The organism is Chelativorans salis, assembly GCF_025336525.1.
Classification (GTDB): Bacteria; Pseudomonadota; Alphaproteobacteria; order Rhizobiales; family Rhizobiaceae; genus Chelativorans; species Chelativorans salis.
Genome location: NZ_JAOCZP010000004.1, coordinates 141,705 through 165,750, shown reverse-complemented (window position 1 = coordinate 165,750; position 24,046 = coordinate 141,705). Strand labels below are relative to the sequence as shown.

Annotated in this window: 24 protein-coding genes; 14 read left to right on the top strand and 10 right to left on the bottom strand. The window is 63.4% G+C overall.

Going from position 1 to position 24,046, the window contains the following annotated elements; all coding sequences use genetic code 11:
• Positions 1-364: 364 nt before the first annotated feature.
• The gene (mnmE, locus tag N5A92_RS14525) at positions 365-1,696 is read right to left on the bottom strand and encodes a tRNA uridine-5-carboxymethylaminomethyl(34) synthesis GTPase MnmE (RefSeq protein ID WP_260904003.1); all 1,332 of its coding nucleotides are present in this window, start codon (positions 1,694-1,696) and stop codon (positions 365-367) included.
• Between the two features lie 46 nt (positions 1,697-1,742).
• Between mnmE and N5A92_RS14520 the strand changes: the two genes are divergently transcribed.
• Positions 1,743-3,764 carry a thioredoxin domain-containing protein gene (locus tag N5A92_RS14520; RefSeq protein WP_260904002.1) on the top strand — a complete coding sequence of 674 codons (2,022 nt, stop codon included), beginning with the start codon at positions 1,743-1,745 and terminating at the stop codon, positions 3,762-3,764.
• A gap of 16 nt (positions 3,765-3,780) precedes the next feature.
• Here the strand turns inward: N5A92_RS14520 and rho are convergent, their stop codons facing one another.
• The 3 genes from rho to hemE form a co-directional block, all read right to left on the bottom strand.
• Complete coding sequence (gene rho, locus N5A92_RS14515; protein ID WP_260903999.1) at positions 3,781-5,046, bottom strand: transcription termination factor Rho; 1,266 nt, start codon at positions 5,044-5,046, stop codon at positions 3,781-3,783.
• A 222-nt stretch (positions 5,047-5,268) separates the two neighbouring features.
• Positions 5,269-5,802 carry a protoporphyrinogen oxidase HemJ gene (gene hemJ / locus N5A92_RS14510; RefSeq protein ID WP_260903997.1) on the bottom strand — a complete coding sequence of 178 codons (534 nt, stop codon included), beginning with the start codon at positions 5,800-5,802 and terminating at the stop codon, positions 5,269-5,271.
• Positions 5,799-6,827, bottom strand: a complete 1,029-nt coding sequence (hemE, locus tag N5A92_RS14505) for a uroporphyrinogen decarboxylase (RefSeq protein ID WP_260903994.1) — start codon at positions 6,825-6,827, stop codon at positions 5,799-5,801. The genes hemJ and hemE overlap by 4 nt, the downstream gene beginning before the upstream one ends.
• Positions 6,828-7,223: 396 nt before the next feature.
• On the opposite strand from hemE, the gene N5A92_RS14500 reads away from it, so the two are divergent.
• The 9 genes from N5A92_RS14500 to N5A92_RS14460 all read left to right on the top strand — a co-directional run bounded on the left by N5A92_RS14500 (position 7,224) and on the right by N5A92_RS14460 (position 15,632).
• Complete coding sequence (locus N5A92_RS14500; RefSeq protein ID WP_260903991.1) at positions 7,224-8,048, top strand: pyruvate, water dikinase regulatory protein; 825 nt, start codon at positions 7,224-7,226, stop codon at positions 8,046-8,048.
• 18 nt (positions 8,049-8,066) lie between these two features.
• Positions 8,067-8,675 carry a Maf-like protein gene (locus tag N5A92_RS14495; protein ID WP_260903988.1) on the top strand — a complete coding sequence of 203 codons (609 nt, stop codon included), beginning with the start codon at positions 8,067-8,069 and terminating at the stop codon, positions 8,673-8,675.
• Entirely contained in the window at positions 8,668-9,510 is an 843-nt protein-coding gene (locus tag N5A92_RS14490) for a shikimate dehydrogenase (RefSeq protein ID WP_260903985.1), read from the top strand. The genes N5A92_RS14495 and N5A92_RS14490 overlap by 8 nt, the downstream gene beginning before the upstream one ends.
• On the top strand, positions 9,507-10,085 hold the full coding sequence (coaE, locus tag N5A92_RS14485; RefSeq protein ID WP_260903984.1) for a dephospho-CoA kinase: 579 nt from the start codon (positions 9,507-9,509) through the stop codon (positions 10,083-10,085). The genes N5A92_RS14490 and coaE overlap by 4 nt, the downstream gene beginning before the upstream one ends.
• 74 nt (positions 10,086-10,159) lie before the next feature.
• Positions 10,160-10,888 carry a DNA polymerase III subunit epsilon gene (gene dnaQ, locus N5A92_RS14480; RefSeq protein WP_260903983.1) on the top strand — a complete coding sequence of 243 codons (729 nt, stop codon included), beginning with the start codon at positions 10,160-10,162 and terminating at the stop codon, positions 10,886-10,888.
• A gap of 234 nt (positions 10,889-11,122) precedes the next feature.
• Positions 11,123-12,199: an ABC transporter ATP-binding protein gene (locus tag N5A92_RS14475; RefSeq protein WP_260904688.1), complete on the top strand. Its 1,077-nt coding sequence runs from the start codon at positions 11,123-11,125 to the stop codon at positions 12,197-12,199.
• A gap of 141 nt (positions 12,200-12,340) precedes the next feature.
• A complete protein-coding gene (locus N5A92_RS14470; RefSeq protein WP_260903982.1) occupies positions 12,341-13,432 on the top strand; it encodes an ABC transporter substrate-binding protein in 1,092 nt (363 codons plus the stop codon).
• A gap of 73 nt (positions 13,433-13,505) precedes the next feature.
• Entirely contained in the window at positions 13,506-14,771 is a 1,266-nt protein-coding gene (locus N5A92_RS14465) for an ABC transporter permease (RefSeq protein WP_260903980.1), read from the top strand.
• Positions 14,772-14,780: 9 nt separating this feature from the next.
• Positions 14,781-15,632: an ABC transporter permease gene (locus N5A92_RS14460; RefSeq protein WP_260903976.1), complete on the top strand. Its 852-nt coding sequence runs from the start codon at positions 14,781-14,783 to the stop codon at positions 15,630-15,632.
• Positions 15,633-15,698: 66 nt separating this feature from the next.
• Here N5A92_RS14460 and secB read toward each other — a convergent pair whose 3' ends face one another.
• Positions 15,699-16,211, bottom strand: coding sequence for a protein-export chaperone SecB (gene secB / locus N5A92_RS14455; RefSeq protein ID WP_260903975.1), 513 nt, complete (start codon positions 16,209-16,211; stop codon positions 15,699-15,701).
• Positions 16,212-16,313: 102 nt separating this feature from the next.
• On the bottom strand, positions 16,314-16,811 hold the full coding sequence (locus N5A92_RS14450) for an FxsA family protein (RefSeq protein ID WP_260903973.1): 498 nt from the start codon (positions 16,809-16,811) through the stop codon (positions 16,314-16,316).
• A 194-nt stretch (positions 16,812-17,005) separates the two neighbouring features.
• Here N5A92_RS14450 and N5A92_RS14445 point away from each other — a divergent pair, with 194 nt between their 5' ends.
• Genes N5A92_RS14445 through N5A92_RS14430 form a run of 4 tightly spaced genes read left to right on the top strand, consistent with a single transcriptional unit; the run spans position 17,006 to position 19,774 of the window.
• Positions 17,006-17,716: a Tim44/TimA family putative adaptor protein gene (locus N5A92_RS14445; protein WP_260903971.1), complete on the top strand. Its 711-nt coding sequence runs from the start codon at positions 17,006-17,008 to the stop codon at positions 17,714-17,716.
• Between the two features lie 44 nt (positions 17,717-17,760).
• A complete protein-coding gene (mltA, locus tag N5A92_RS14440; RefSeq protein ID WP_260903967.1) occupies positions 17,761-18,870 on the top strand; it encodes a murein transglycosylase A in 1,110 nt (369 codons plus the stop codon).
• On the top strand, positions 18,867-19,397 hold the full coding sequence (locus N5A92_RS14435; RefSeq protein ID WP_260903964.1) for a Smr/MutS family protein: 531 nt from the start codon (positions 18,867-18,869) through the stop codon (positions 19,395-19,397). The genes mltA and N5A92_RS14435 overlap by 4 nt, the downstream gene beginning before the upstream one ends.
• Positions 19,394-19,774, top strand: a complete 381-nt coding sequence (locus N5A92_RS14430; protein ID WP_260903961.1) for a helix-turn-helix domain-containing protein — start codon at positions 19,394-19,396, stop codon at positions 19,772-19,774. The genes N5A92_RS14435 and N5A92_RS14430 overlap by 4 nt, the downstream gene beginning before the upstream one ends.
• A 27-nt stretch (positions 19,775-19,801) precedes the next feature.
• Here the strand turns inward: N5A92_RS14430 and N5A92_RS14425 are convergent, their stop codons facing one another.
• The 4 genes from N5A92_RS14425 to hslV form a co-directional block, all read right to left on the bottom strand.
• The gene (locus N5A92_RS14425) at positions 19,802-20,770 is read right to left on the bottom strand and encodes a DUF1402 family protein (protein WP_260903959.1); all 969 of its coding nucleotides are present in this window, start codon (positions 20,768-20,770) and stop codon (positions 19,802-19,804) included.
• Between the two features lie 113 nt (positions 20,771-20,883).
• Entirely contained in the window at positions 20,884-22,194 is a 1,311-nt protein-coding gene (gene hslU / locus N5A92_RS14420; RefSeq protein ID WP_260903957.1) for an ATP-dependent protease ATPase subunit HslU, read from the bottom strand.
• On the bottom strand, positions 22,172-22,732 hold the full coding sequence (locus N5A92_RS14415; RefSeq protein WP_260903956.1) for a GNAT family N-acetyltransferase: 561 nt from the start codon (positions 22,730-22,732) through the stop codon (positions 22,172-22,174). The genes hslU and N5A92_RS14415 overlap by 23 nt, the downstream gene beginning before the upstream one ends.
• Complete coding sequence (gene hslV, locus N5A92_RS14410) at positions 22,722-23,270, bottom strand: ATP-dependent protease subunit HslV (protein WP_313958419.1); 549 nt, start codon at positions 23,268-23,270, stop codon at positions 22,722-22,724. Before hslV ends, N5A92_RS14415 begins: the two co-directional genes overlap by 11 nt.
• Between the last annotated feature and the right edge of the window lie 776 nt (positions 23,271-24,046).

The following is a 24,046-nucleotide window of genomic DNA, read 5'->3' as shown; positions in this document are numbered from 1 at the left end:
CCAGATGCGCACAACGGAATCGACAGTCAAGCCCGTGAGGGAAGCAAATGTTTCACGTGAAACGGTATGGCTCCATCTCCAACATTCCCTCTACTCGATGGACCGTCGTCTAGGCATGAATCCTGGGACAAGCTCTAGAATGACGAGGGCAGGGGTGGTTAGCCAATCGAAGGTATAAAAGAAGCTGCATAGATCTCCGCTTCATCGTCCTCCAACTTGTTCCGAGCATACCACATATCCAACCGTGACTGACCATCATCGCCAGCGCGCCCGCTTGCCCCGGACACCGTTGCTAACACTCCGCTCCACGGGTGTTTCACGTGAATCATGCCGCCCCTTCCGGCGTCCTCATGTTTCACGTGAATCATTTCCCAATGCAGAAGGTCGAGAAGATCGTGTCGAGCAAATCCTCAACATCAATCTCCCCGCATATGCGGCCCAGCGCAGTGGAAGCGAGGCGAAGGCATTCCGCTCTCAACTCCAGCGCATCATCCTCACCCCCGAGCGCGGCATCCAAAGCCTCCACCGCCTCCCGCAGCAACGCTACATGTCGGGAGCGGAACGGCAGAAGATCGCCGGCGCGCGCGCCATAGCCCGCACAGGCGTCGCGCAAAAGCTGCAGCAGGTGATCGATTCCCTCGCCGATCTTCGTAGAAAGAAGACACGCGTACCGCCCCTCCGGCATCTCGCCTTCAACGAGGTCGCTTTTGCTGCCGACCCGAATCAGCCGTTTGTCCGAGACGCCTTCGAACGGCACGGGCGCGGCAGCATCTTCCAGGAGGATCACCAAGTCGGCCTCGCGCGCCCGTTGTAGAGATCGTTCGATGCCGATTGCTTCGACACGCCCTTCGGCCTCGCGAATGCCGGCGGTGTCCGTGAGCACCACCTTCATCCCCCCGATATCCATATTCACCTCGAGCACGTCGCGTGTCGTGCCCGGTTCCTCCGTCACGATGGCGACGTCGCGGCGCGCAAGCACATTGAGCAGGCTCGATTTGCCGGCATTGGGCGCACCCAGTATCACCACCCGGAGGCCGTCGCGGATAATCTCGGCATCGCGATACGCGGCGGCATGGGTGGCGATCGCGCTGCGTAGCGCGGCAATCTCTCTCCAGGTCGTATCCGCCACCGAACCAGGCACATCCGATTCATCGGCGAAATCCAGCGCCGCCTCGATCATCGCCCGAGCGTGGATGAGTTGCCGCCGCCACTTCTCGTAAAGCCGGCGATGCCGCTCGTCGCTGTTGGCAAGTGCGAAGCGCCGCTGCGCTTCGGTCTCTGCGGTGATCAGGTCGGACAGGGCCTCGGCGCCGGTGAGGTCGATCTTGCCGTTGAGAAAGGCCCGCTTGGTAAACTCACCGGCCTCCGCCCCGCGCAAAGTGGGAATGGACGCCAGCGCCTCCAACACCGCACTCACCACCGCGCGTCCACCATGCAGGTGCAGTTCACCGCAATCCTCACCCGTAAAGCTCTCCGGACCGGGAAAGAAAAGACACAGCCCACGGTCCAGAAGGGTGCCTTGGCGGTCCCGGATCGCCGCCAGCCTGGCATTGCGTGGTGCGGGGAGTCTTCCGGTCATCGCTTCGATCACGGCGCCCGTTGCCGGCCCCGAAAGGCGCACGATGGCGACGCCGGAGGGCAAGGCACCGCTCGACAGGGCGAAGATGGTGTCACGAACTAGCGTTTGATCCGCCATGGCCGGCGCTCTACCTTTCTTTCAGTCCGAACATGGAGACGAGATCGTGGCCCTTCCCGCAAGAAACCTGCTCGGCGATGAGACCAGCCCCTATCTCCAGCAGCACAAGGCCAATCCCGTCCACTGGCGGCCGTGGACGGCCGAGTCGTTGGCGGAGGCGAAGGCCCTGGACAAGCCCATCCTTCTTTCGGTCGGTTATGCCGCCTGCCACTGGTGCCATGTCATGGCCCATGAGTCCTTCGAGGACGACGAAGTCGCCGACGTCATGAACCGTCTCTTCGTCAATATCAAGGTGGATCGCGAGGAGCGCCCCGACATCGACCAGATCTACATGGCGGCTCTTCAGGCCACGGGAGAGCAGGGGGGCTGGCCGCTCACCATGTTCCTGACACCCGATGCCAAACCCTTCTGGGGCGGCACCTACTTCCCGAAAAAGGCGCGCTTCGGCCGCCCCGGCTTCCTTGATGTCCTGAACGCCATCCACACCGCCTGGCGAGAGAAGCAGGCGGAGCTGGCCCGCAGCGCCGAAGCCCTGTCCGCGCATGTGGCGAGCCGCCTTGCCCCGGCGACCGAAGGAGCGGCAGCGACCGCGCCCCTCTTGCAGCCGCTCGCCGGGAAAATCGCCTCCATTATGGACCCCGACCTCGGCGGGCTACGCGGTGCGCCGAAGTTCCCCAACACGCCGTTCCTCGATGTCCTTTGGCTGGACTGGCTGGAGAACCGCACCACCGCACACCGCGATGCCGTTCTTGGCACACTGAGTTCCATGCTCGCCGGCGGTATCTACGATCATGTAGGCGGCGGCCTCGCACGCTATTCGACCGACGCACGTTGGCTTGTCCCGCATTTCGAGAAGATGCTCTACGACAATGCCCAGCTCATCCGCCTCGCCTGCTTCGCCCATGCTGAAACAGGCGACGAATTGTTCCGGACGCGAATCGAAGAGGCGGTCGGCTGGATGCTGCGCGAGATGCGGGTGGAGGGCGGCGCCTTCGCTTCCAGCCTCGACGCGGATACGGAAGGCGAGGAAGGCAAGTTCTACCTCTGGAAGCGTGCCGAGATCGAAAAGATTCTCGGCGAGGATGCAGAAACGCTTCTCGGCTTCTACAGCCTTTCCAGCCCTGAGGGATGGGAAGGCGACCCAATCCTGCACCGATTGCACCACCCCGATGTGCAGCCGGCGGCGGAAGAGCGCCGCCAGCGCGAGTTGCTCGACCGGCTGCTTGCCGCGCGCGAAAGTCGCACCCGGCCGGGGCGAGACGATAAGGTTCTGGTGGACTGGAACGGGCTGACGATCGCCGCGCTCACAGTCGCCGGCCGCCAACTGGCTCGGCCGGACTGGATTGAGGCCGCGCAGACGGCATATCGTTTCGTCTGCGAATCAATACAGGACGAGCGCCTGCCGCACAGCATCAGGGGCGAGAAACGCCTGTTCCCGGCCCTGGCCAGCGACTACGCCGCGATGATCTCCGCCGCCGTAGCGCTGCACGGGGCGCTACAGGAGGATGCGTTCGTATGCCAGGCGCTCCGTTGGGCGGAGATGCTCGACGCATGGCACGCCGACGAGGCGGGAAGCGGCTATTTCCTCACCGCATCCGACAACGCCGATGTGCCGATACGCATCCGCGGCGACGTGGACGAGGCCGTGCCGTCGGCCACGGCACAGATCATCGTCGCCCTGACGCAGCTTTCCTCGCTGAGTGGCGATCATGCCCTCTACGAGAAGGCCGCCCGCACCGCAGAAGCGGCGCTCGCCCGCGCCCAACACCAGGCCTACGGACAGGCCGGCATCGTCTACGCCGCTGCCCTAGCACAGCGCCCCATGAAGCTGCTCATCAACGATACAAAACGGCGTGATCGATTCGTTCCGGTAGCGAATCGCATCAGCGATCCCCGGCGTGTTGATGTCGTGCTGAAAAAGGAGAGGGCGCCGGCCGAGCAAACGGCCGGGGTCGTCATCGACCAGGCGACTCCCGGCGCATGGTTGTGCGTCGGGCAAAGCTGCCTTCCGCCCATCCACGACCCGGTGATCCTGGAGGCGACCCTGCGCTCCTCGCGGAAGGAATAGGCGCCCCAATCCCAGCTCAGGTGTTCATGGAATCGAAGAACTCGGCGTTGCTCTTGGTCTGCCGCAGCTTGTCGTTGAGGAACTCGATGGCATCCGTCGTGCCCATGGGCGCCAGGATGCGGCGCAGGACGAAGATCTTCTGAAGATCCTGGCGCGGCACCAGGAGGTCCTCCTTGCGCGTGCCGGATTTGAGAATGTCCATGGCGGGATAGATGCGCTTGTCGGCCACCTTGCGGTCGAGCACGATTTCCGAGTTGCCCGTACCCTTGAACTCCTCGAAGATCACCTCGTCCATACGGCTACCGGTATCGATCAACGCCGTGGCGATGATCGTCAGCGAGCCGCCTTCCTCGATATTGCGCGCCGCACCGAAGAAGCGCTTCGGCCGCTGCAGCGCATTGGCATCAACGCCACCCGTCAGAACCTTGCCCGAGGAAGGCACCACGGTGTTGTAGGCGCGCCCGAGCCGGGTGATCGAATCGAGCAGGATGACCACGTCCCGGCCGTGCTCGACCAAGCGCTTGGCCTTCTCGATCACCATCTCGGCCACCTGCACGTGGCGCGAGGCTGGCTCGTCGAAGGTCGAGGAGACCACCTCGCCTTTCACTGAGCGCTGCATGTCCGTCACTTCCTCCGGCCGCTCATCGATGAGGAGCACGATCAGGTAGCACTCGGGGTGGTTTGTGGTCACGGAGTGAGCGATGTTCTGCAGGATCACGGTCTTGCCGGTACGCGGCGGCGCCACGATCAGCCCACGCTGGCCCTTGCCGAGCGGCGCCACGAGATCGATCACCCGCGCAGACAGATCCTTCGTGGTCGGGTTTTCGATTTCCATGTTGAGCCGTTCGTCGGGGTAGAGTGGCGTCAGGTTATCGAAGTGGATCTTGTGGCGGATCTTCTCGGGATCCTCGAAATTGATCGTATTGACCTTGAGCAGCGCGAAATAGCGCTCGCCCTCCTTGGGGCTGCGGATCGGCCCTTCCACCGTGTCGCCCGTTTTCAGCGAAAAGCGGCGGATCTGCGATGGCGAAATGTAGATGTCGTCCGGGCCCGGCAGGTAATTTGCCGTCGCCGAGCGCAGGAAGCCGAAACCGTCCTGGAGAACCTCGACCACGCCATCGCCGATGATCTCGATGTCCTGGGTCGAGAGCTTCTTGAGGATCGCGAACATCAGCTCCTGCTTGCGCATGATGCTGGCGTTCTCGACCTCGAGCGATTCGGCGAACGCGATCAGGTCGGTCGGCGACTTGCTCTTCAGCTCCTGTAGTTTCATTTCCTGCATAGTGGCGGACTCTGGATAGATCATGGGGAAGCCTGAGGAATGGCTGGGGCGCCTGGGGCACCGGCAGCGTCCGGAACATCGGAAGAGAACGGACCGGACGTGTGGAGGGAAGGAATGCCCTTTTATCGCCCTGTTGGACAAAGAGCAAGGCGCCTTTTTCGTTCCCGCGATTCTTCTCTTTCGTGGCGAAAAAGTGAACGCCGCGCCGTCGGGCGCGCGCCCTCAGAACGGCTTCACAATCACCAGGATGACAATGGCGATCATCAGCACCGTTGGCACTTCGTTAACCATACGCCAGTGCCGCGCCGGCTTCACGTTGCTGTCTGCCGCGAACAGCCGCACAGCCCTGGAAAAATAACCATGGACGCCGGACAACACGATAACCGCCGCAATCTTCGCGTGCAGCCATCCGCCGGAAAACCCGAAACCCCTCCACGCAAGCCATAGACCGAACATCCAAGTGGCGAGCATGGCCGGATTGATAATGAGGCGGAGAAGACGTCGCTCCATCACCTTGAAGGTCTCGTTCTCGGCCGAACCCGCGCTCGCCTGCGAATGATAGACGAAAAGCCTCGGCAGATAGAGCATGCCCGCCATCCAGGAGATGACGGCGATTACGTGGAACGCCTTTATCCACGGATAGAAGGCATCCGGCACCGCCAGGAAAAGCAATGCCGTCAGCACGGCCAAGATCGCCAGCGAGACGACAGCGCGCCGTGCAGCACCCTTTCCGTCCATTTGTGCCTCCACCGTCATCGCACGGCCTCCCGCACCCGCCTTACCATGGCTTCTACGTGCTCCACAGGCGTCTCCGGCGTCACACCATGCCCGAGATTGAAGATCAGCGGCCCGCCCCCGAGCGTGGCAAGAATCGCGTCGACACCTTCCTCGAGCGCCCGTCCGCCAGCAAGAAGGCGCATCGGATCGAGATTACCCTGAATCGGGCCTTCCGCCTGCAGACGCCGCGCTTCCGCCAGCGGCAGGGTCCAATCGAGCCCGAGCGCCGTCACGCCGGTGGTTTGGCGGTACCCCGCATAAAGCATGCCGGCGCCCTTGGGAAAGCCGATGATCGGCACCGTCGGACGCCGTTCACGCACCCGGCGCACGATTTCCGCCACCGGTCGCTCGCACCACGCATGAAAACTTGCCTCGTCCAGGACGCCGGCCCAGGAATCGAATATCTGCACCGCGTCGGCGCCAGCATCGATCTGGCGGATGAGATACTCGGCCGAGCAGGCAGCAAGCCGGTCGAGAAGGTGAGCGAAAGCTTCCGGCGAAGAATGCCCGAACAGCCGCGCCGGCGCCTGGTCCGGCGTGCCGCGCCCGGCGATCATATAGGTTGCGACGGTCCACGGCGCACCGCAAAAGCCGATAAGCGCCGTCTCGCGGGGCAATTCTCTGCGCAGCCGCCTCACCGTCTCGTAGACCGGCGCCAGCCTTTCGTGAACGCCGGTTATTTCCAAGGCACTGATATCTTCCTTGCCAAGCGGCGTCATCAAAGGGCCTACGCCCTCTTCGAAGCGCAGATCGCGGCCGAGCGCATGCGGCACGACGAGTATGTCGGAAAAGAGGATCGCCGCATCGAAGCCGAAACGCCGGATGGGCTGCAACGTCACCTCAACGGCGAAATCGGGATTGTAGCAAAGGTCGAGGAAGCTTCCGGCCTTCTTCCGGATATCCCGGTACTCCGGCAGATAGCGCCCGGCCTGGCGCATCATCCAGATTGGGGGCGGGAAGGCGGTTTGCCCGCTCAGCGCTTCAAGGAATTTCCGCTCCGTCACGTGAGAGGCCTCCAAAGATTCAAAAAATAAAGAATCCAAGATTTAGATTCTTCTAATTCTATGAGTCTGTTTGGAGTGTGGATTAAAACCTGTCCACGTTTCCAGCGCCCGAAAGGGTGCGCATTTTGCCGCGCCGGAGGATGATACCATGGGGATATCTTCAGGAGGATTTTTAATTTTAGTAATGGAATCAAAAGGATGCATCGGAGGGAGGAATCTGGCCGATACCGCCCTCGTGTGGACAGTATTTTCTCTTCACGCAGTTTTCTACAGGCGCAAAATGAAATCCGCAGCCATGCGAATTGTGGATGATCGGCGGGTTTTTACCGCCCTCGCTCCTCGCCTTCGAAAATCTTCCGCGCTATCAACACATCTCCACAGATGCGGGACCGTCGTGTGCAAAAAACCCAGAGCTTCTTTCACCTGCACCTGATCTCTGACGCCACAGGCGAGACGCTGCTCGCGGCGGGCCGCGCCGCGGCCGCGCAGTACAAGGATGCGAGCGCCATCGAGCACATCTATCCCTTGATCCGCACCGAAAAACAGCTCGAGAAGGTGTTCGCGGAGATCGATGAGGAGCCGGGCATCGTCCTCTATACCATCGTCGACCAGAAGGTGGCGCGTCAGATCGAGGAGCGCTGCGCGGCCATGGGCCTACCCAGCGTCTCCGTGCTGGAGCCGGTGCTTACGGTCTTCCAGTCCTATCTCGGCACGCCGGCCGGCCGGCGGGTGGGTGCACAGCACGTCCTGGATGCAGACTATTTCCGCCGCATCGACGCGCTGAACTTTACGATGGAGCATGATGACGGGCAGCTTCCGCACGACGTAGATGAAGCGGATATCGTGCTGGTCGGCGTCTCGCGCACCTCGAAAACGCCAACCAGCATCTATCTGGCAAACCGCGGCATCAAGACCGCGAACGTCCCGATCGTCCTCGACGTGCCTTTGCCGGAGAGCCTGGCGCGGGCCAAGCGTCCGCTCATCGTCGGCCTCGTGGCTTCCGCCGAGCGTATCGCCCAGGTACGGCAGAACCGCCTCTTGTCGAGTGCTGCCGCGGCCGGTGATTTCGACACCTATGCGGACCGCTCCACCATCGCCCGCGAGCTCGCCTATGCGCGACGGCTCTGCAGCCGGCACAACTGGCCGCTGATCGACGTCACGCGCCGCTCGATAGAGGAAACCGCCGCCGCCATCCTGGCGTTGCGTGGAAAGCCGTGGTGAACATGGAAAGCCAAAGATATGCCCAACCAAAACCCGACAATCGTCCTCGCATCGACCAGCCCCTTTCGCCGACAGCTTCTGGAGAATGCCGGGCTGGCGGTAAATCCTGTTGCGCCAGAGGTGGACGAGCGCGCGTTGGAGGCGCCGCTGGAAGGTTCCGGGGCCAGCGCAGAGGACGTCGCCCTCATCCTTGCCGAAGCGAAAGCGGTCGACGTTTCGGAGCGTTATCCTGAAGAATGGGTGGTCGGCGGCGACCAGACGCTATCGCTCGAGGACCGCATGTTCCACAAGCCGCAGGACATGGGAGGCGCCCGCCGCCATCTGCTGGCGCTTTCGGGCAGGACGCATCAGCTCAACAGCGCCGTCGTCCTGTCGCGTGGAGGCGGGGTGGTGTGGCGTCATGTCGCCGTAGCGCGCATGACCATGCGCCCGCTCGACCCCGGCTTCATCGGTCGGTATCTTTCGCGCGTCGGCGACAAAGCGCTCTCTAGCGTCGGCGCCTATCAGGTCGAGGGTGAGGGAATCCAGCTCTTCGAAAAGATCGAAGGCGACTATTTCACCATCGTCGGCGTGCCCCTCCTGCCGCTCCTTGCAAAGCTGCGCGAAATCGGAGCGATCGATGGCTGAGGATACCGCACGCGCCTTCGTCTGCGGCCATCCCGTCGCCCACTCCCGCTCCCCGCTCATCCACGGCTATTGGCTGCAGGAGCACGGCATTGCCGGCATCTATGAGCGCCAGGACGTAGCACCGGAGGCGTTCGAAACTTTCCTGCGCAACCTCGCCGATGGTCCCTATGTCGGCGGCAATGTCACTATCCCGCACAAGCAAACCGCTCACCGGCTGGTCGACCGGCGCGACGAAGCGGCGGAGATCATCGGCGCGGTGAACACGCTGTGGTTCGAGAACGGCCGCCTGTGCGGCGGCAATACGGACGCCTACGGCTTCGCCGCCAATCTCGACGCCACCGCCCCCGGCTGGGCGGAAGGCGGTGTCGCCACCGTGCTCGGCGCCGGTGGTGCGGGCCGGGCCGTGGTGCACGCCCTCAGGGAGCGCAGCATGCGGGACATTCGCATCGTCAACCGCACTGTCGCCCGCGCCGAGGAACTCGCCCACCGCTTCGCTGGCCCCACCAGCGCCCACGGTTGGGAAGCACTTCCCGACCTGCTTGCCGATACGACACTTCTCGTCAACACGACATCGCTCGGCATGGCGGGCGCGGCACCGCTGGCGCTCGACCTGGCGCCGTTGCCCGCACCGGCGGTCGTCACCGATATCGTCTACGTGCCGCTTGAAACGCCGCTTTTGGCCGCCGCGTCGCAGCGCGGTCTGCGCACGGCGGATGGTCTCGGCATGCTCCTGCACCAGGCCGTGCCCGGCTTCGAGCGCTGGTTCGGCGTGCGCCCGCAGGTGACGCCCGCCCTGCGCGACATAGTGGTCGCCGACCTGGAGGCGAAGGCGTGATCGTCCTCGGCCTCACGGGTTCCATCGGCATGGGCAAGACGACGACGGCGCGCATGTTTGCGGAAGAAGGCGTGCCCGTTCACGATTCCGACGCCGCCGTGCACAGACTTTACGCCGGCGAGGCTGCCCCCGCCGTGGAAGCACAGTTCCCCGGCACGGTCGTAGGCGGCGTGGTCGACCGCGACCGCCTTGCCGAGGCTGTGGTCGGCAAGCCAGAGGCGCTCAGGAAGCTGGAAGCACTCATCCACCCCATGGTCCGCCGCGATGCCGACCGTTTCGTGGAGGAGCACCGGAAAAAGAGTGCACCACTGGTGCTCCTCGACATTCCCCTGCTGTTCGAGACCGGCGGCACGGATCGCGTGGACCGGATCGTCGTCGTCACCGCCCCCCACGAGGTGCAGCGTCAGCGCGTGCTTGCTCGCCCTGGCATGACAGAGGAAAAATTCGCCGCCATCCTCGCCCGCCAGGTGCCGGACGCAGAAAAGCGGCGGCGGGCGGATTTCATCGTCGACACCAGCCATGGCATCGAGGCCGCGCGGCAGGCCGTGCGCGACATTATCACTCAACCGACGTAACGTTGACAGCTTTCCCGCTCCACATGCTTGCGGCCGCCGCCGCCATTGTTCATGCTTGGGCGGGGAGTGATTCTATGCGTGAAATCATTTTTGATACGGAAACCACCGGCCTCGACCCGCGCGACGACCGCATCATCGAGCTCGGCTGCGTTGAGTTGGTAAACCGCTTCCCGACGGGCCGCACGCTGCATTGCTTCATCAATCCCGATGGGCGTTCCGTGCACCCGGAGGCGCAGGCCGTGCACGGCATCTCCGATGCCGATCTTGCCGATAAGCCCCTCTTCGCCGCAATCGCGGATTCGTTCCTGGAGTTCGCGGACGGCGCCAAGCTGGTCGCCCACAACGCCAATTTCGACATTGGCTTCATCAACGCCGAATTCGGTCGTCTGGGCCACTCCGTGGTCGACCCCGGGCGCGTCGTCGACACGCTGGCGATCGCCCGCCGTAAGCACCCGATGGGGCCGAACTCGCTCGACGCCCTGTGCCGCCGCTACGGTATCGACAATTCGCGCCGCACGAAGCACGGCGCTCTGCTCGATGCCGAACTATTGGCTGAGGTCTATATCGAGCTCGTCGGCGGCAAGCAGGCGACGTTCGGCCTGGAAGTCGCCGCTCGGGAAGGTGCCACTCGCTCGCTTGTAACCGGCACATCCGTCCTTCCCCTGAAGCGCGAGCGCCCCCTCGCTCCCCGGCTGACCGCGGCCGAGCGCGAAGCGCACGAGGCGCTGGTGGCAGAGTTGGGCGAGAAGGCACTGTGGCTGAAGGGGGCAAAACGGCCTGCCGCTGAGGCCGAATCCGCCTGATCCTCCTGCTTTCGAGACAGCGGAGCGATACGGCCATCCCGATTGTGTCTTCTATGCCGGGACGGTGTACCCTTTGGCATTGCCCCATGCTCTCACTGCGTCTAAGTTCGCATGAACAAAGACTAGGGGAGAACACGGGAGAGTTGTCTATTGAGTGATGTAATAGACGCGGAGCCGGGGGGCGCGCCGCGCACAGCTTCGGACGGCGAGCGTTCCAATCATTTTAATCGTCCGATGGTTCACTTCGACAAGGTACAGAAGTCCTACGACGGCGAGACGCTCGTCGTGAAGAACTTCAACCTGGAGATCCAAAAGGGCGAGTTCCTTACCATGCTCGGCCCTTCCGGCTCCGGCAAAACGACCTGCCTGATGATGGTGGCGGGATTCGAGCCGGCGACGCACGGCGAGATCTACCTAGACGGCCAGCCTATCAACAGCGTGCCGCCGCATAAGCGCGGCATCGGCATGGTCTTTCAGAACTACGCCCTGTTCCCGCATATGACCATCGCCGAGAACCTGGCGTTCCCGCTCGATGTCCGCGGCATCGGCAAGGCGGAGGCGGAAAAGAAGGTCCAGCGCGCTCTCGACATGGTGCAGATGGGCGACGGTAGCTTTCACGGCCGCCGGCCGGCACAGCTTTCGGGTGGCCAGCAGCAGCGCGTGGCCCTTGCCCGCGCGCTGGTGTTCGAGCCGAAGCTGGTGCTGATGGACGAGCCGCTGGGCGCGCTCGACAAGCAGCTGCGCGAGCATATGCAGCTGGAGATCAAGCACATCCACGAATCGCTCGGCGTCACGGTCATCTACGTCACGCATGACCAGGGCGAAGCGCTGACCATGTCGGACCGCATCGCCGTCTTTAATGACGGCGTGGTCCAGCAACTTGCCGCCCCCGAGGTGCTCTACGAAAAGCCGGAGAACAGCTTCGTCGCCCAGTTCATCGGCGAGAACAACACGCTGCTGGGCAAGGTCAAGGCGATCAATGAGGGCATCGCCCGGGTCGAACTGACCGAAGGCGAGACCGTCGAGGCCCTGGCCGTCAACACCGGCCCCGGCGAGCGCACGCGGCTTTCGATCCGCCCGGAACGGGTGGAGATCGACCCGGACGAAAGCGTCTCCGATCACACCGTGACGGCGCGTGTCGAAGAGGTGATCTACCTCGGCGACCACATCCGCACGCGCATGACGGTGGCCGGCAACAGCGATTTCGTCGTCAAGACCCGCAACCGGCTGGGCGCCCGCCGCCTCGAGCCCGGCGAGAGTGTCCGGGTCGGATGGGCGACAGAAGACTGCCGCGCGCTCGACCACGAGTGACGGCCAGCGGTGCGCCACGGCGCACTGCGCAAAATGGGCCAGCCGGCGGGTCTTAACGAAAGAACAACAACGCCGGTCACGTTTCCTGTGTGTTTCCGAACCTCGGGGAAAAACCAAAAACTGCAAAAGGAAGGTGCCAGTATGAAACGCGTTCTTATCTTGACCGGCTCTGTCGCCGCAATCGCGCTTGGTGGCGCGGTGGCGCAGGACCAGCAGCTGACGATCGTCTCCTGGGGCGGTGCCTATAGCAACTCCCAGATCAAGGCCTACCACGAGCCTTATACCGAGAAGACCGGCGTCAAGATCGTCAACGAGGACAAGTCCGCCAACGCGCTCGCGGGCATCCGCGCGCAGGTCGAGGCCGACAATGTGACCTGGGACGTCGTCGACATGTTGCAGGCTGACGCCCAGCGCGCCTGTGACGAGGGCCTGCTAGAGATCATCGATCACGACGAGTGGCTTGCCCCCGCGCCAGACGGCACGCCGGCCTCGGAGGACTTCGTCGAAGGCCAGCTCGGCGACTGCTATGTCCCGCAGATCCTCTACGCGACCATGTTTGCCTACAACACCGAGGCGTTCCCTGACGGCGAGCCGCAGACGATCGAGGACATCTGGGACGTCGAGAAGTTCCCCGGCACGCGTGCACTGCAGCAGATCCCGCAGAAGAACCTCGAATGGGCGCTGATCGCCGACGGCGTACCGGATGACGAGGTCTACGAGGTTCTCGCCACGCCCGAGGGCCAGGACCGCGCCTTCGCCAAGCTCGACGAGATCAAGGATCATGTGATCTGGTGGTCGGAAGGTGCGCAGCCGCCACAGATGCTGGCCGACAAGGAGGCGGTGATCGCCACCGCGTACAACGGCCGTATCTTCAACGCACAGGTCAACGAGGATCAGCCGTTCGAGATCATCTGGGATCGCCAGATGCTCGAATCCGACGGCTGGGTGGTGCCTGTCGGCAATGAAGACAAGATGGAGCTCATCAGGGACTATCTCTACTTCGCCACCGACACGCAGCGCCTCGCCGACCAGGCCAAGTACATCTCCTACGGCCCGGCACGTACGTCCTCGGCGCCGCTCGTCGGCACGTTCGAAGATACGGATATCGACATGAAGCCGCACATGCCGACCAATCCGGAGAACCTGGAGACGGCCGTCAACTTCGATGTCCAGTTCTGGACCGACTATGGCGACGCGCTCGAAGAGCGTTTCAACGCCTGGGTCGCGGGCTGACAACAAGGATCGGGCGGGGCGCTGATGCACTCCGCCCGTTTCCCGGCGAACCGAGGGGAGACGGATAGCAGCGATGGCATCGACTGAAGGGGTGATAAAGGAACCAATCCTTGCGGCGGACGGCACTCCGCTCAAGCAGGCCCTGCGGCGCTCGCAGGCGCGCGAGCGCAGAGCCGCTTTTTTTCTGGTCGCGCCGCTTCTCCTGTTCATCCTGATCGTCTTTGCCGTGCCGATCGCCAGCATGATCTGGCGCTCCGTGTACAACCCCGAGGTCCGGAACTTCCTGCCGCAGACGGCCTCCGCCCTGCAGCAGTGGGACGGCGAGGACGTGCCGCCGGAACCGGTGTTCCAGGCCATGGCCGCCGACATGATCGTCGGAGTGGAAAATAGGACGATCGGCCGCGCCGCAGCCCGCATCAACCGCGAGATTCCCGGCGCGCGCAGCCGCATGATGCGCACGGCGCGGGCGGTCGACGAATGGTCGGCCCCCTACAGCGAGAAGTTTCTCGAGGCCGACGAGCGCTGGGCCGATCTCGAATTCTGGCGCCTCCTGAAGCGCGAGACCCGCCTCATAACTCCGGCCTACTACCTGCTGGCACTCGATTACGAATACACCGCCGAGGGCGAGATCAGACCGCGCCCCGAGGTATACCAGATCTACAAGTCCCTGTTCTGGCGCACCGCCTGGATGAGTATGCTGATCACCGGCATCTGCATCCTGCTCGCCTATCCGATCTCCTACCTGATGGCTACGCAGCCGACCCGCATCGCCAACTTGCTGCTCATCCTCGTGCTGCTGCCGTTCTGGACCTCGCTCCTGGTCAGAACCTCCGCCTGGATTGTCCTCCTGCAGCAGCAAGGGGTGGTCAACGAGCTTCTCGTCGCCCTCGACATCATCGATGAGAGGGGCAGGCTGCGGATGATTTACAACCGCACGGGCACCATCATCGCCATGACGCACATTCTTTTGCCTTTCATGGTGCTGCCGCTCTATTCGGTGATGAAGACAATCCCGCCGAGCTACCTGCGCGCCGCCAAATCGCTCGGTGCCCATCCCTTCCGCGCCTGGTGGCGGGTCTATTTCCCGCTGACAATCCCGGGGCTGGCGGCCGGCTGCATTCTCGTCTTCATCCTGGCCATTGGCTACTATATCACGCCGGCGCTGGTGGGTGGCGACAGCGGCATATTCATCTCAAATCTGATCGCCCAGAACATGCAGGGATCGAGCGCCCAGCTCAAGCTGGCCGCTGCGCTGGCGACGATCCTCCTGGCCGCCGTGCTGATCATATACTGGGTCTTCAACAAGCTCGTCGGCGTCGACAAGCTGAAATTCGGATAGGGGGCGGCAATGGCAGTGCCATCATACGCAACGCCGGCCGAACGCATCTGGTACTATGCGTTCCGCGTCATCTGCGGGCTCATCTTCTTCTTCCTGATCGCGCCGATCATCGTCATCGTGCCGCTCGCATTCAACGCGCAACCCTATTTCACCTTCACGCGCGAGATGTTGGCGCTCGATCCGGAGGGTTACTCGCTTCGCTGGTATAGGGCTCTGCTCGGCTCCTCGGAATGGATGGGCTCGATCCGAAATTCCTTCATCATCTCGGTCTCGACCACCATCATCGCCACCGCCCTCGGCACGCTGGCCGCCCTCGGCCTCAACCGGCGCAACATGCCGGCGCGCGGGATCATCACGGCGATCCTGATTTCGCCGATGATCGTCCCGCTCATCATCACCGCCGCCGCGCTTTTCTCGTTTTTTGCGCGCGCCGGGCTGGCAAACACCTTTCCGGGGATCATTCTCAGCCACGTGGTGCTCGGCACACCGTTCGTCGTCCTCACGGTGACCGCCTCGCTCGCCGGCTTCGACGAAACGCTGATCCGCGCCTCGCAGAGCCTCGGCGCCAATCAGTCGCGCACCTTCTTCAAGGTCATCCTGCCGCTGCTGCTGCCTGGTGTCATCGCGGGCGCACTGTTCGCCTTCGTCACCTCGCTCGATGAAGTGGTGATCGTCAATTTCATGGCAGGCCCGGCCCAGACCCCGATGACGGTCCGCATGTTCTCTGGGCTGCGCGAGGAGATCAGTCCCACGATCCTGGCCCTCGCGAGCCTTCTGGTCGCGCTCTCGATCATCCTTCTGACCACGCTGGAACTGATCCGCCGGCGCAACGAGCGCCTGCGCGGTATGTCTCCGGGGTAGTAACGAAAAGAGCCAGGCGGGGCCCGCCTGGCTCGATCTTCTTTCCAGCCGTAAGAGCAGAAGGGTTTACGAAACCTGCACCTTGCTCTTCGCCTGTTCCTCGGCGATGCGCTGCTGGAACATGCGCGCGAAGTCGATCGGGTCGATCATCAGCGGCGGGAAGCCGCCGCCGCGCGTGGCGTCGGCGATGACCTGCCGCGCAAAGGGGAAGAGCAGGCGCGGGCACTCGACGAACAGAAGCGGCAGCATATGCTCCTGCGGGAAGTTCTGGATGCGGAACACGCCGCCATAGATGAGTTCGACGTTGAACAGCACGTTCTTGTCGGCCTCCGCACGCGCCGTCAGCGTCAGAAGGACGTCGTAGTCGGCGCCACCCAGCGGATTGGCGTTCACGTTGACGTTGATGTTGATGGCCGGCGCCTTCTCACGCTGGGTCAGCGAGCGCGGAGCGCCAGGGCTCTCGAAGGAAAGGTCCTTGATATACTGCGTCAGCACGTTCAGGCTGGGCTGTGCGCCGTTGCCTTCCGTCTTGGCGTCGGTTCCCTTGGCTTGTTCTTTTTCCTGCGGTTTGTTGGCCATCCGCTTCAAGTCCTTGTCAAATGCGCTGCATGCGCGTTCCCATCGATTGCGGCGCTGCTAGCATGGGCATGGCGGCAAAACAAGGCTGCGTGGCCGTAACCGTCAGTCTTGCGGGCGGTCGGGTTCGCGCCAGGGCGACTTTCCGGGTTCGGAACTGGAATAATCGTCCATGTCGAGATCGATGACCTTGTCCCGCGGCTGTCTGCGCTCCTGACGGCCTCCCGGCGGTGCCCCGGCGCCCACGACGACGATGCGGTCGCGCAGGAAGACCCAGCCGAGGTCGCGCACGGCGGGGATGAAAAGCAGGAATCCCAGCGTATCAGTCACGAACCCTGGCGTTAGGAGAAGGATGCCGGCGATGAGGATCATCACGCCATGCACCAGCTCCCGGCCAGGCACACGGCCTTCGTTCAGCGTTTTTTGGACGCGGGAAAGCACGCCGAAACCTTGGATGCGCAGGAGGATGGAGCCGGCCACCGCCGTGGCCAGCACCAGCCCAAGAGTGGGCAAAACACCGATTTGTCCGCCAATCACCACAAAAACGGCGATTTCGAGAAGCGGAATGCCAAGTAGGAGAAATGGAACAATGGAGAAGGGCACGTTTTTGGTCTAACCTCTCTAGGTGGCGTCGGCGGCGAAGTCCGCCGACCCCGGAGATAGGAACGCGCGCCGATGATTTGAATGATCGGCATGCGCGTTCTATATGCATCGGTAACGCGGCGGCAATGTGCCGCCGTTCCCGGCACGGCGCCTCGCGGCGGGTGCGAGACGACAGAGCGGCTTGGCTATACAACATGGAATTCTTCGATTTCGGCACGATTTTCTTCCTGGTCGCGGCGGTCGTGATCTTCTTCCAGTTGCGCAACGTCCTCGGGCGCCGCACGGGCAACGAACGGCAGCCCTTCGACCCCTACACGGCTGGCCGCGCCCGCCGTACGGGTGAGAGCAAGGCGGACAAATCCGACAACGTGGTCTCCCTGCCGCGGCGCAAAGGTGGCGTGGAGGCCGAGGACGGCTATGCAGCGGTCGATGCCGTCGCCGATCCCGGTACGCCGCTCAACAAGGGTTTGCGCGCCATCAAGGACGCCGATCCTTCTTTCGATCCGGCCGGCTTCGTGGAAGGCGCCAAGATGGCCTACGAGATGATCGTCATGGCCTATGCCGACGGCGACCGGCGCACGCTGAAGAACCTTCTGTCGCGCGAGGTTTACGAGGGCTTCGTCTCGGCCATCGACGAGCGGGAGAAGCGCTCGGAAAAGATCGAATCCTCCTTCGTCGGTATCGACAAGGCGGCCCTCGTCGGCGCCGAGATGAAAGGCAGCGAGGCGCATGTCACGCTGCGCATCGTCAGCGAGCTCATCTCGGCGACGCGCGACAGCGCCGGCACCATCATCGACGGCGATCCGGAGACCGTGGCCGAGGTGAAGGATGTGTGGACCTTTGCCCGCGACACCCGCTCGCGCGATCCCAACTGGAAGCTGGTGGCCACCGAAGCCGAGGAATGAGCCGGGTGCAAGCGCGCGGGCGGCGGATGTGAGGAGAGGTTTTCTTGGGCCTTTCCGCCATATTCTCTCCCGTCTCCTATAGCGATCTTCCCGGATGGGGCGACGACGACATCTCGGCCGCATTCGCGGCCTTCGCGCGTTGCGCCCGCCACGCCGAAACCCGGCCCTACCGCACGGGCAGCCTCGGCGTTGGCACGCACGCCTTCGCAGACGCCTATGCCCAGGCCCGCAACACCGGAACGCCGCCGGCGAACGCCTCGGCGAGGGCGTTCTTCGAGCAGCATTTCCTTCCTTTCCGCATCCGCCCGGAGAAAGCAGAAAGCGGCTTCGTCACCGGCTATTATGAGCCCGAAACCGAGGCCTCGCCGGTGCGGACCCAGCGTTTCCACGTGCCGCTATATCGCCGGCCGGACGATCTCGTCGACATCGATGACCAAAACCGGCCTGAAGGCCTCGACCCGTCCTTCGCCTTCGCCCGACGCGACGGAGAGAGGCTCATCGCCTATCACGACCGCCAGTCGATCGACCGCGGCGCCCTTGCCGGCCGCGGCCTGGAGCTGTGCTGGCTAGCCGACCGGGTGGAAGCTTTCTTCATCCACGTCCAGGGCGCCGCCCGCCTGAAAATGACCGACGGCAGCCGGATACGCATCACCTACGCGGCAAAGACCGGCCACCCCTTCACCGGTATCGGCCGTGTGCTGGCGAATCTCGGCGAAATTCCGCTCGAAGAGGTGACGATGCAGTCGATCCGCGCTTGGCTCGCCGGCAATCCGCATCGCATGGACGAGATTCTCTGGCACAACAGGTCCTACATCTTCTTCCGCGAGACCCCGCTGGGAGACGCCGCCCTCGGGCCCGTCGCCGCAGCCAAGGTGCAGCTGGAGCCGGGGCGTTCTATCGCCGTCGACCGTCTTTTGCATACTTTCGGCACCCCCTTCTTCATCGATGCCCCGAGCCTGCACGAAGGTTTCGACAAGCCTTTCCGCCGGCTGATGATTGCCCAGGACACAGGGTCAGCCATCACCGGTGCGGCACGTGGAGACCTTTTCATCGGCACTGGCGAGGCCGCCGGCGCAATCGCCGGGAAGATCCGCCACCCCGCCGATTTCTACGCCCTTCTGCCGCGCGCCCTTGCGCGGGGGCGGACGCCATGAAGCGCAAGTTTTTGACCCCCGAAGACCGCATCCTGTGGAGCCGCGTCGCCCGCACGGCGGTCCCTATGAAAGGGAAGTCCTTTCCCGACGCGGGGCTTGAGCCACCCCCCACGACGCCGGCCGGCAAGCGCAAACGCCTTCTCGCACCGGCGGCTGTGCCGGGTGCGGACGTTTCCGCGCGCCCGGCACGACATCCGCGCAAGCTGGATGAGCCGACGCGCGAAAAGCTGGCCAAGGGCCGCCTCGACATCGGCGGCCGCGTCGACCTGCACGGCATGACACAGGAGGAGGCGCATATCCTTCTCCTGTCCTTCCTGCGCCGCGCCTATGAGGCCGACCGCCGCTACGTGCTGGTCATCACCGGAAAGGGCACGTCCGGCGAGGGTGTGCTGCGCCGTGCCGTGCCGCAATGGCTCGCCACGCCGCCCTTCCGCGCCATCGTCGGCGGCTACGAAGAAGCGGCGAGGCATCATGGCGGCGGCGGCGCGCTTTATGTCCGCCTGCGCCGCCGGGGAGGCGGCCGATGACGCCTTTCGCTGCAAGAATACGTCAGATGCGCCGCGAGCGCGGCCTCACCCAGAAGGAGATGGCGACCGCTCTCGGCGTGAGCCCGGCCTACCTATCCGCTCTCGAGCACGGCCGGCGCAGCCCGCCTAACTGGGCCATGGTTCAGAAGATCATCGGCTATTTCAACGTCATATGGGACGAGGCGGACGAGCTGCAGCACCTGGCCACGCTCTCGCATCCCCGTGTAGTGGTCGACACCGCTGGCCTGTCCGACAAGGCCACCGCCCTCGCCAATCTGATTGCCCGTCATATCGGCGAATTCAATGACGAAGAGCTGGCGCGTCTCGAATGCGCCCTGCGCGACATCTTGGAGGGAAGGAAGGGGAGAAAGAGCTGAACGGCCGAAGGCGCCGGGCGAGCCGGATCACGATTCCGCGATTAACGCCTCCAGCTCCTCCAGCTTCTCGTTCACCAGCCAACCGTAGTAGTTCTCCGTCGGCAACCTGGGCGCACGGCCCTGCTTGCGGCGCAGGTGGTTCTCAGCGGCGAGCTTGGCGGCGCGGGTCTCGGCGTTCCCGAGATTGTAGAGGGTGGCCGTGATCCCCGGATTCCTGCTGATGTCGAAGCCGGCGATATCCGCATAAGCGTCGATGGATTTCCTCAGCGTCGCCGCTACATAGGCAAGCGTGATGTCCGGGTTCATGATGGTCCGGTAGACCCTCTGCGGGTCGCGGTAATCGAGCTTCTCCAGCCCCGAGACCTCATTCACAAAATCCGTCATCTGCAGCGCCGTCAGCGGGTTAAGCTGGCCGATGCCGAAGGTCTGTCCGGCATAGAACGGCTGGAAGAAGACGGCGCTGAAGCGGTCGTCAGGAAAGCGCTGGCCGTCAATGCGGCGCCCGCGGAATACCGTGTCCCACACCTTCTCGCGGCAGCTCCACACCTCGTAGCTGCCCTTCTCTTCTTCGCACCCGGCGAATTGCGGCCGCTCGAGAAACGCCTCCAGGCTTTCCCCCGCATGGGAGAAGGAGAAGGAGCTTTTCAGGTACGACACCGCCTTCACGTAATAAGTCTGCAGGTGGTCATAGGCATCCACGTTGTAGGTGTGCTCGCCGACGATGGCGCCGAGGATATGGATCGGTGCGATGCCGTAGGCCGCCGCCGCTTCGCGAATCTTCACGCGTAGCGCCGCATCGTTCTTCAGAAGCTGGTAGACCTTCGCGTATTTGGCTTCGAAGGTCGTTCTGCCGGCACCTGTGCGTCGCGTGGAGGCGCCAGGAACCGGCGGCTGCTCGGCGCTGCGATTGCCCGGCGGCACAAGTTCGGCGGCTCCCGAAGAAGCCGCCGTCATGCCCATGAATATGCCCAAGAGGATGCTGTGCCTCAGCGCCATCCGCCAACCCGAACGTTTTTTCTGATTGGCGGCAACCTATGGGGAGCCCCCGTTCAAGTCGAGGGAAATCCTCGGGGCGCTGGAGCGGTTGTCCGCCGGGTGTGGCCGTAACCTCACAGGATGAAGCGCGACAGGTCCGTGTTCTTTGCCATATCGCCGACATTCTCGTCCACATAGGCCGCATCGATGGTCATCTTCGAGCCCGAGCGGTCCGGCGCATTGTACGAGATATCGTCCAAGACGCGCTCCATCACTGTCTGCAGCCGCCGGGCACCGATATTTTCGACGCTGGCGTTCAGATCGACGGCGATCGCCGCAAGGCGGTCGATGGCGTCGTCGGTGAACTCCAGATCCACACCCTCCGTCTGCATCAGCGCCACATACTGCTTGATGAGGCTCGCCTCCGTCTCCGTCAGGATGCGGCGGAAGTCCTCCTTCTCCAGCGCTCTGAGCTCGACGCGGATCGGCAGGCGACCCTGCAGCTCCGGCAGGAGGTCCGACGGCTTCGATACATGGAACGCGCCGGAAGCGATGAACAGAATGTGGTCCGTCTTCATAGGCCCGTATTTGGTGGCCACCGTCGTGCCCTCAACCAGCGGCAGGAGGTCGCGCTGCACGCCCTCGCGGGAAACGCCGGCGCCCATGCCACCCTCGCGCGTGGCGATCTTGTCCACCTCGTCGAGGAAGACGATGCCGTCGTTCTCCGCCGCCGCCATCGCCCGCTGCACCACCTCTTCCTGATCGAGCAGCTTGTCCGACTCGTCGTTGATCAGGTGCTTGTAGGACTCCTTGACCGTGGTCTTGCGCATCTTGGTGCGCCCGCCGCCCATGGCCTTCTGCAGCATGTCGTTGATGTTGAGCACCCCGATATTGGCGCCCGGCATGCCGGGAATCTCGAAGCCGGGCATGCCGCCGCCCGTGTCGGCAACCTCGATCTCGATCTCCTTGTCATCGAGATCGCCGGCTCGAAGCTTCTGCCGGAAGCTGTCACGCGTGGCGGGGCTCGCCGTCTTGCCCACCAGCGCCTCCAGCACACGCTCCTCCGCGTTCATATGCGCGCGCGCCTTCACGTCCTCGCGCATCTTTTCGCGCGTAAGCCCGATCGACACTTCCACAAGATCACGGATGATCTGCTCCACATCGCGGCCGACATAGCCCACCTCGGTGAACTTCGTCGCCTCCACCTTCATGAAGGGCGCGCCCGCCAGCTTGGCGAGGCGGCGCGAGATCTCGGTCTTGCCGACGCCGGTGGGTCCGATCATCAGGATGTTCTTCGGCATCACTTCCTCGCGCAGCTCAGGCTCGAGTTGCTGGCGCCGCCAGCGGTTGCGGAGGGCGATGGCCACGGCACGCTTGGCGTCCTTCTGGCCGATGATGTAGCGGTCGAGCTCGGAAACGATCTCACGCGGCGAAAAATTGGTCATATTGTATCTCGTGTGCGGGTGTCTGGTATTGCATGATCAGTGAATCGCCCGTCCGCCCTTCCAGATGCGGGATGGGGCGGAATCCGGCCTTCATATAGGCACGCACAGCGCGCGTGTTCCGCGGGTCGGGATCGATGATGATGGTGGTATGCCCTTCATCCAGTAGCTTTCGTACAAAAGCGCCGAGTGCGGCGGTGCCAATCCCCTTCGACAGCTTTTCGGGATCACCTATGGACAGGTCTACGCCGACGGTTTCGGCCGGCAGCTCCGTGAGCCACGGGTTATCATCCACCCATTCCGTGTTCTGGTGATGGCCGATGAACCAGCATTGGATATAGCCCACCGGCTCCTCGTCGAGCACGATGAGAAATGGCAGCGTCGTATCCCGCCCTGCCACCATTTCGCGAATATGGCCCAGCTCCTTCTCCGGCTCTCCCCACCATTCGCGCATATGCGGCATTTCCAGCCAGCGGCGCAGCAGTGGAAAATGCCTCTCCGCGACCGGCTCGAAACGCAGCGTTGCGCTCTCAGCCTTCATCCAGGGATTCCAGAATGACGTTGTCGTTCGTGTAGATGCAGATGCTGGCAGCGATCTCCATGGAGCGCCGGGCGATCTCTTCTGCACTTTTGTCCGTGTCGAGAAGGGCGCGCGCGGCGGCCAGCGCATAGTTGCCGCCGGAGCCGATAGCCATCACACCCTGTTCCGGCTCCAGCACGTCGCCATTGCCGGTCAAGGCCAGAGTGATGCGCTGGTCGGCCACCAGCATCATGGCCTCCAGCCGGCGCAGATAGCGGTCCGTGCGCCAGTCCTTGGCCAACTCCACGCATGCGCGCATGAGTTGGTCCGGATATTGCTCCAGCTTGGCCTCCAGGCGTTCGAGCAGCGTGAAGGCATCGGCTGTCGCACCCGCGAAGCCGGCAATCACGTTACCCTTGCCGAGGCGGCGCACCTTCCGGGCGTTACCCTTCATGACGGTCTGGCCAAAGCTCACCTGGCCGTCGCCGGCGACCACCACCTTCCCGCCCTTGCGCACGGTCACGATGGTCGTGGCGTGCATGGATTCCATTTCGCTCATCGGTGCACTCCTTTGGCGCACCCCGCCCCTAGAGCAATTTCCAGGAAAAGTGGGAACCGCTTTTCCGTCCTGAATTGCGACCAAGCAGGGGGTTAGATCGGATCATCGATTCCGTGAAACGACGATCGATCTAGGGGTGCCGTTCAGAGCGCATATGTAAGACCCGGGGGCGAGAATGCAAATGGGCCCAAGACCGCCGACACGGGATGAGCTGCTGCCTGCTTCGCCAACTCCTACTTCCAACAGCGTAGGGGAGGGAGACCGGACGAGCCCGCCATAATTCTCCACCGCCGCCTGCCCAAGTGCGGCCCGCAAACTAGCGCGCCCCTTTCGTCAGCCATCCCGGCGAGCGCTGCTCCCTCACTCCGCCGCGGTTCCTCCACCCCAACACGCGCGTCATCCTGGACGCCGGAGCGTGAGCTGCGGCTGTCCGGCCCCCATTCCGGAATGTGGACGAGTCACGGCATGGTTCCTCGGGTCAAGCCCGACGATGACGAAGGGGGAGATGCTGCGCTAATCACCAACGTTGGCGTCTTGCCGCCACTTGTCCTCTATTCATCATCCTCGGGCTTGACCCGAGGATCCATGCCAGAACACTGACCATGGATACCAGCTGGCCCAATGATGTGATCCAAAGCGGGGATAGATTTTACCGCTCTTTCCCACTAACCCATTGATCCCCCACAACCTGCAACTTCTCTCGCAGGAAAATTCGCCCCCTGCCCAAGCCGCCCCTATCATAGCCCCATCGCTCTCGCGGGAATCGGGTCCGGACC

Excerpts from the sequence above, each read along its gene's own strand:
- secB (WP_260903975.1), bottom strand. The coding sequence starts at position 16,211 with ATGGCCAACAAACCGCAGGAAAAAGAACAAGCCAAGGGAACCGACGCC.
- rho (WP_260903999.1), bottom strand. The coding sequence starts at position 5,046 with ATGCAGGAAATGAAACTACAGGAGCTGAAGAGCAAGTCGCCGACCGAC.
- hemJ (WP_260903997.1), bottom strand. The coding sequence starts at position 5,802 with ATGACGGTGGAGGCACAAATGGACGGAAAGGGTGCTGCACGGCGCGCT.
- N5A92_RS14445 (WP_260903971.1), top strand. The coding sequence starts at position 17,006 with ATGGAATTCTTCGATTTCGGCACGATTTTCTTCCTGGTCGCGGCGGTC.
- N5A92_RS14490 (WP_260903985.1), top strand. The coding sequence starts at position 8,668 with ATGGCTGAGGATACCGCACGCGCCTTCGTCTGCGGCCATCCCGTCGCC.
- hslV (WP_313958419.1), bottom strand. The coding sequence starts at position 23,270 with ATGAGCGAAATGGAATCCATGCACGCCACGACCATCGTGACCGTGCGC.
- N5A92_RS14425 (WP_260903959.1), bottom strand. The coding sequence starts at position 20,770 with ATGGCGCTGAGGCACAGCATCCTCTTGGGCATATTCATGGGCATGACG.
- N5A92_RS14475 (WP_260904688.1), top strand. The coding sequence starts at position 11,123 with ATGGTTCACTTCGACAAGGTACAGAAGTCCTACGACGGCGAGACGCTC.
- N5A92_RS14435 (WP_260903964.1), top strand. The coding sequence starts at position 18,867 with ATGAAGCGCAAGTTTTTGACCCCCGAAGACCGCATCCTGTGGAGCCGC.
- N5A92_RS14415 (WP_260903956.1), bottom strand. The coding sequence starts at position 22,732 with ATGAAGGCTGAGAGCGCAACGCTGCGTTTCGAGCCGGTCGCGGAGAGG.
- dnaQ (WP_260903983.1), top strand. The coding sequence starts at position 10,160 with ATGCGTGAAATCATTTTTGATACGGAAACCACCGGCCTCGACCCGCGC.
- N5A92_RS14465 (WP_260903980.1), top strand. The coding sequence starts at position 13,506 with ATGGCATCGACTGAAGGGGTGATAAAGGAACCAATCCTTGCGGCGGAC.
- hslU (WP_260903957.1), bottom strand. The coding sequence starts at position 22,194 with ATGACCAATTTTTCGCCGCGTGAGATCGTTTCCGAGCTCGACCGCTAC.
- mnmE (WP_260904003.1), bottom strand. The coding sequence starts at position 1,696 with ATGGCGGATCAAACGCTAGTTCGTGACACCATCTTCGCCCTGTCGAGC.
- N5A92_RS14460 (WP_260903976.1), top strand. The coding sequence starts at position 14,781 with ATGGCAGTGCCATCATACGCAACGCCGGCCGAACGCATCTGGTACTAT.
- N5A92_RS14470 (WP_260903982.1), top strand. The coding sequence starts at position 12,341 with ATGAAACGCGTTCTTATCTTGACCGGCTCTGTCGCCGCAATCGCGCTT.
- N5A92_RS14430 (WP_260903961.1), top strand. The coding sequence starts at position 19,394 with ATGACGCCTTTCGCTGCAAGAATACGTCAGATGCGCCGCGAGCGCGGC.
- N5A92_RS14495 (WP_260903988.1), top strand. The coding sequence starts at position 8,067 with ATGCCCAACCAAAACCCGACAATCGTCCTCGCATCGACCAGCCCCTTT.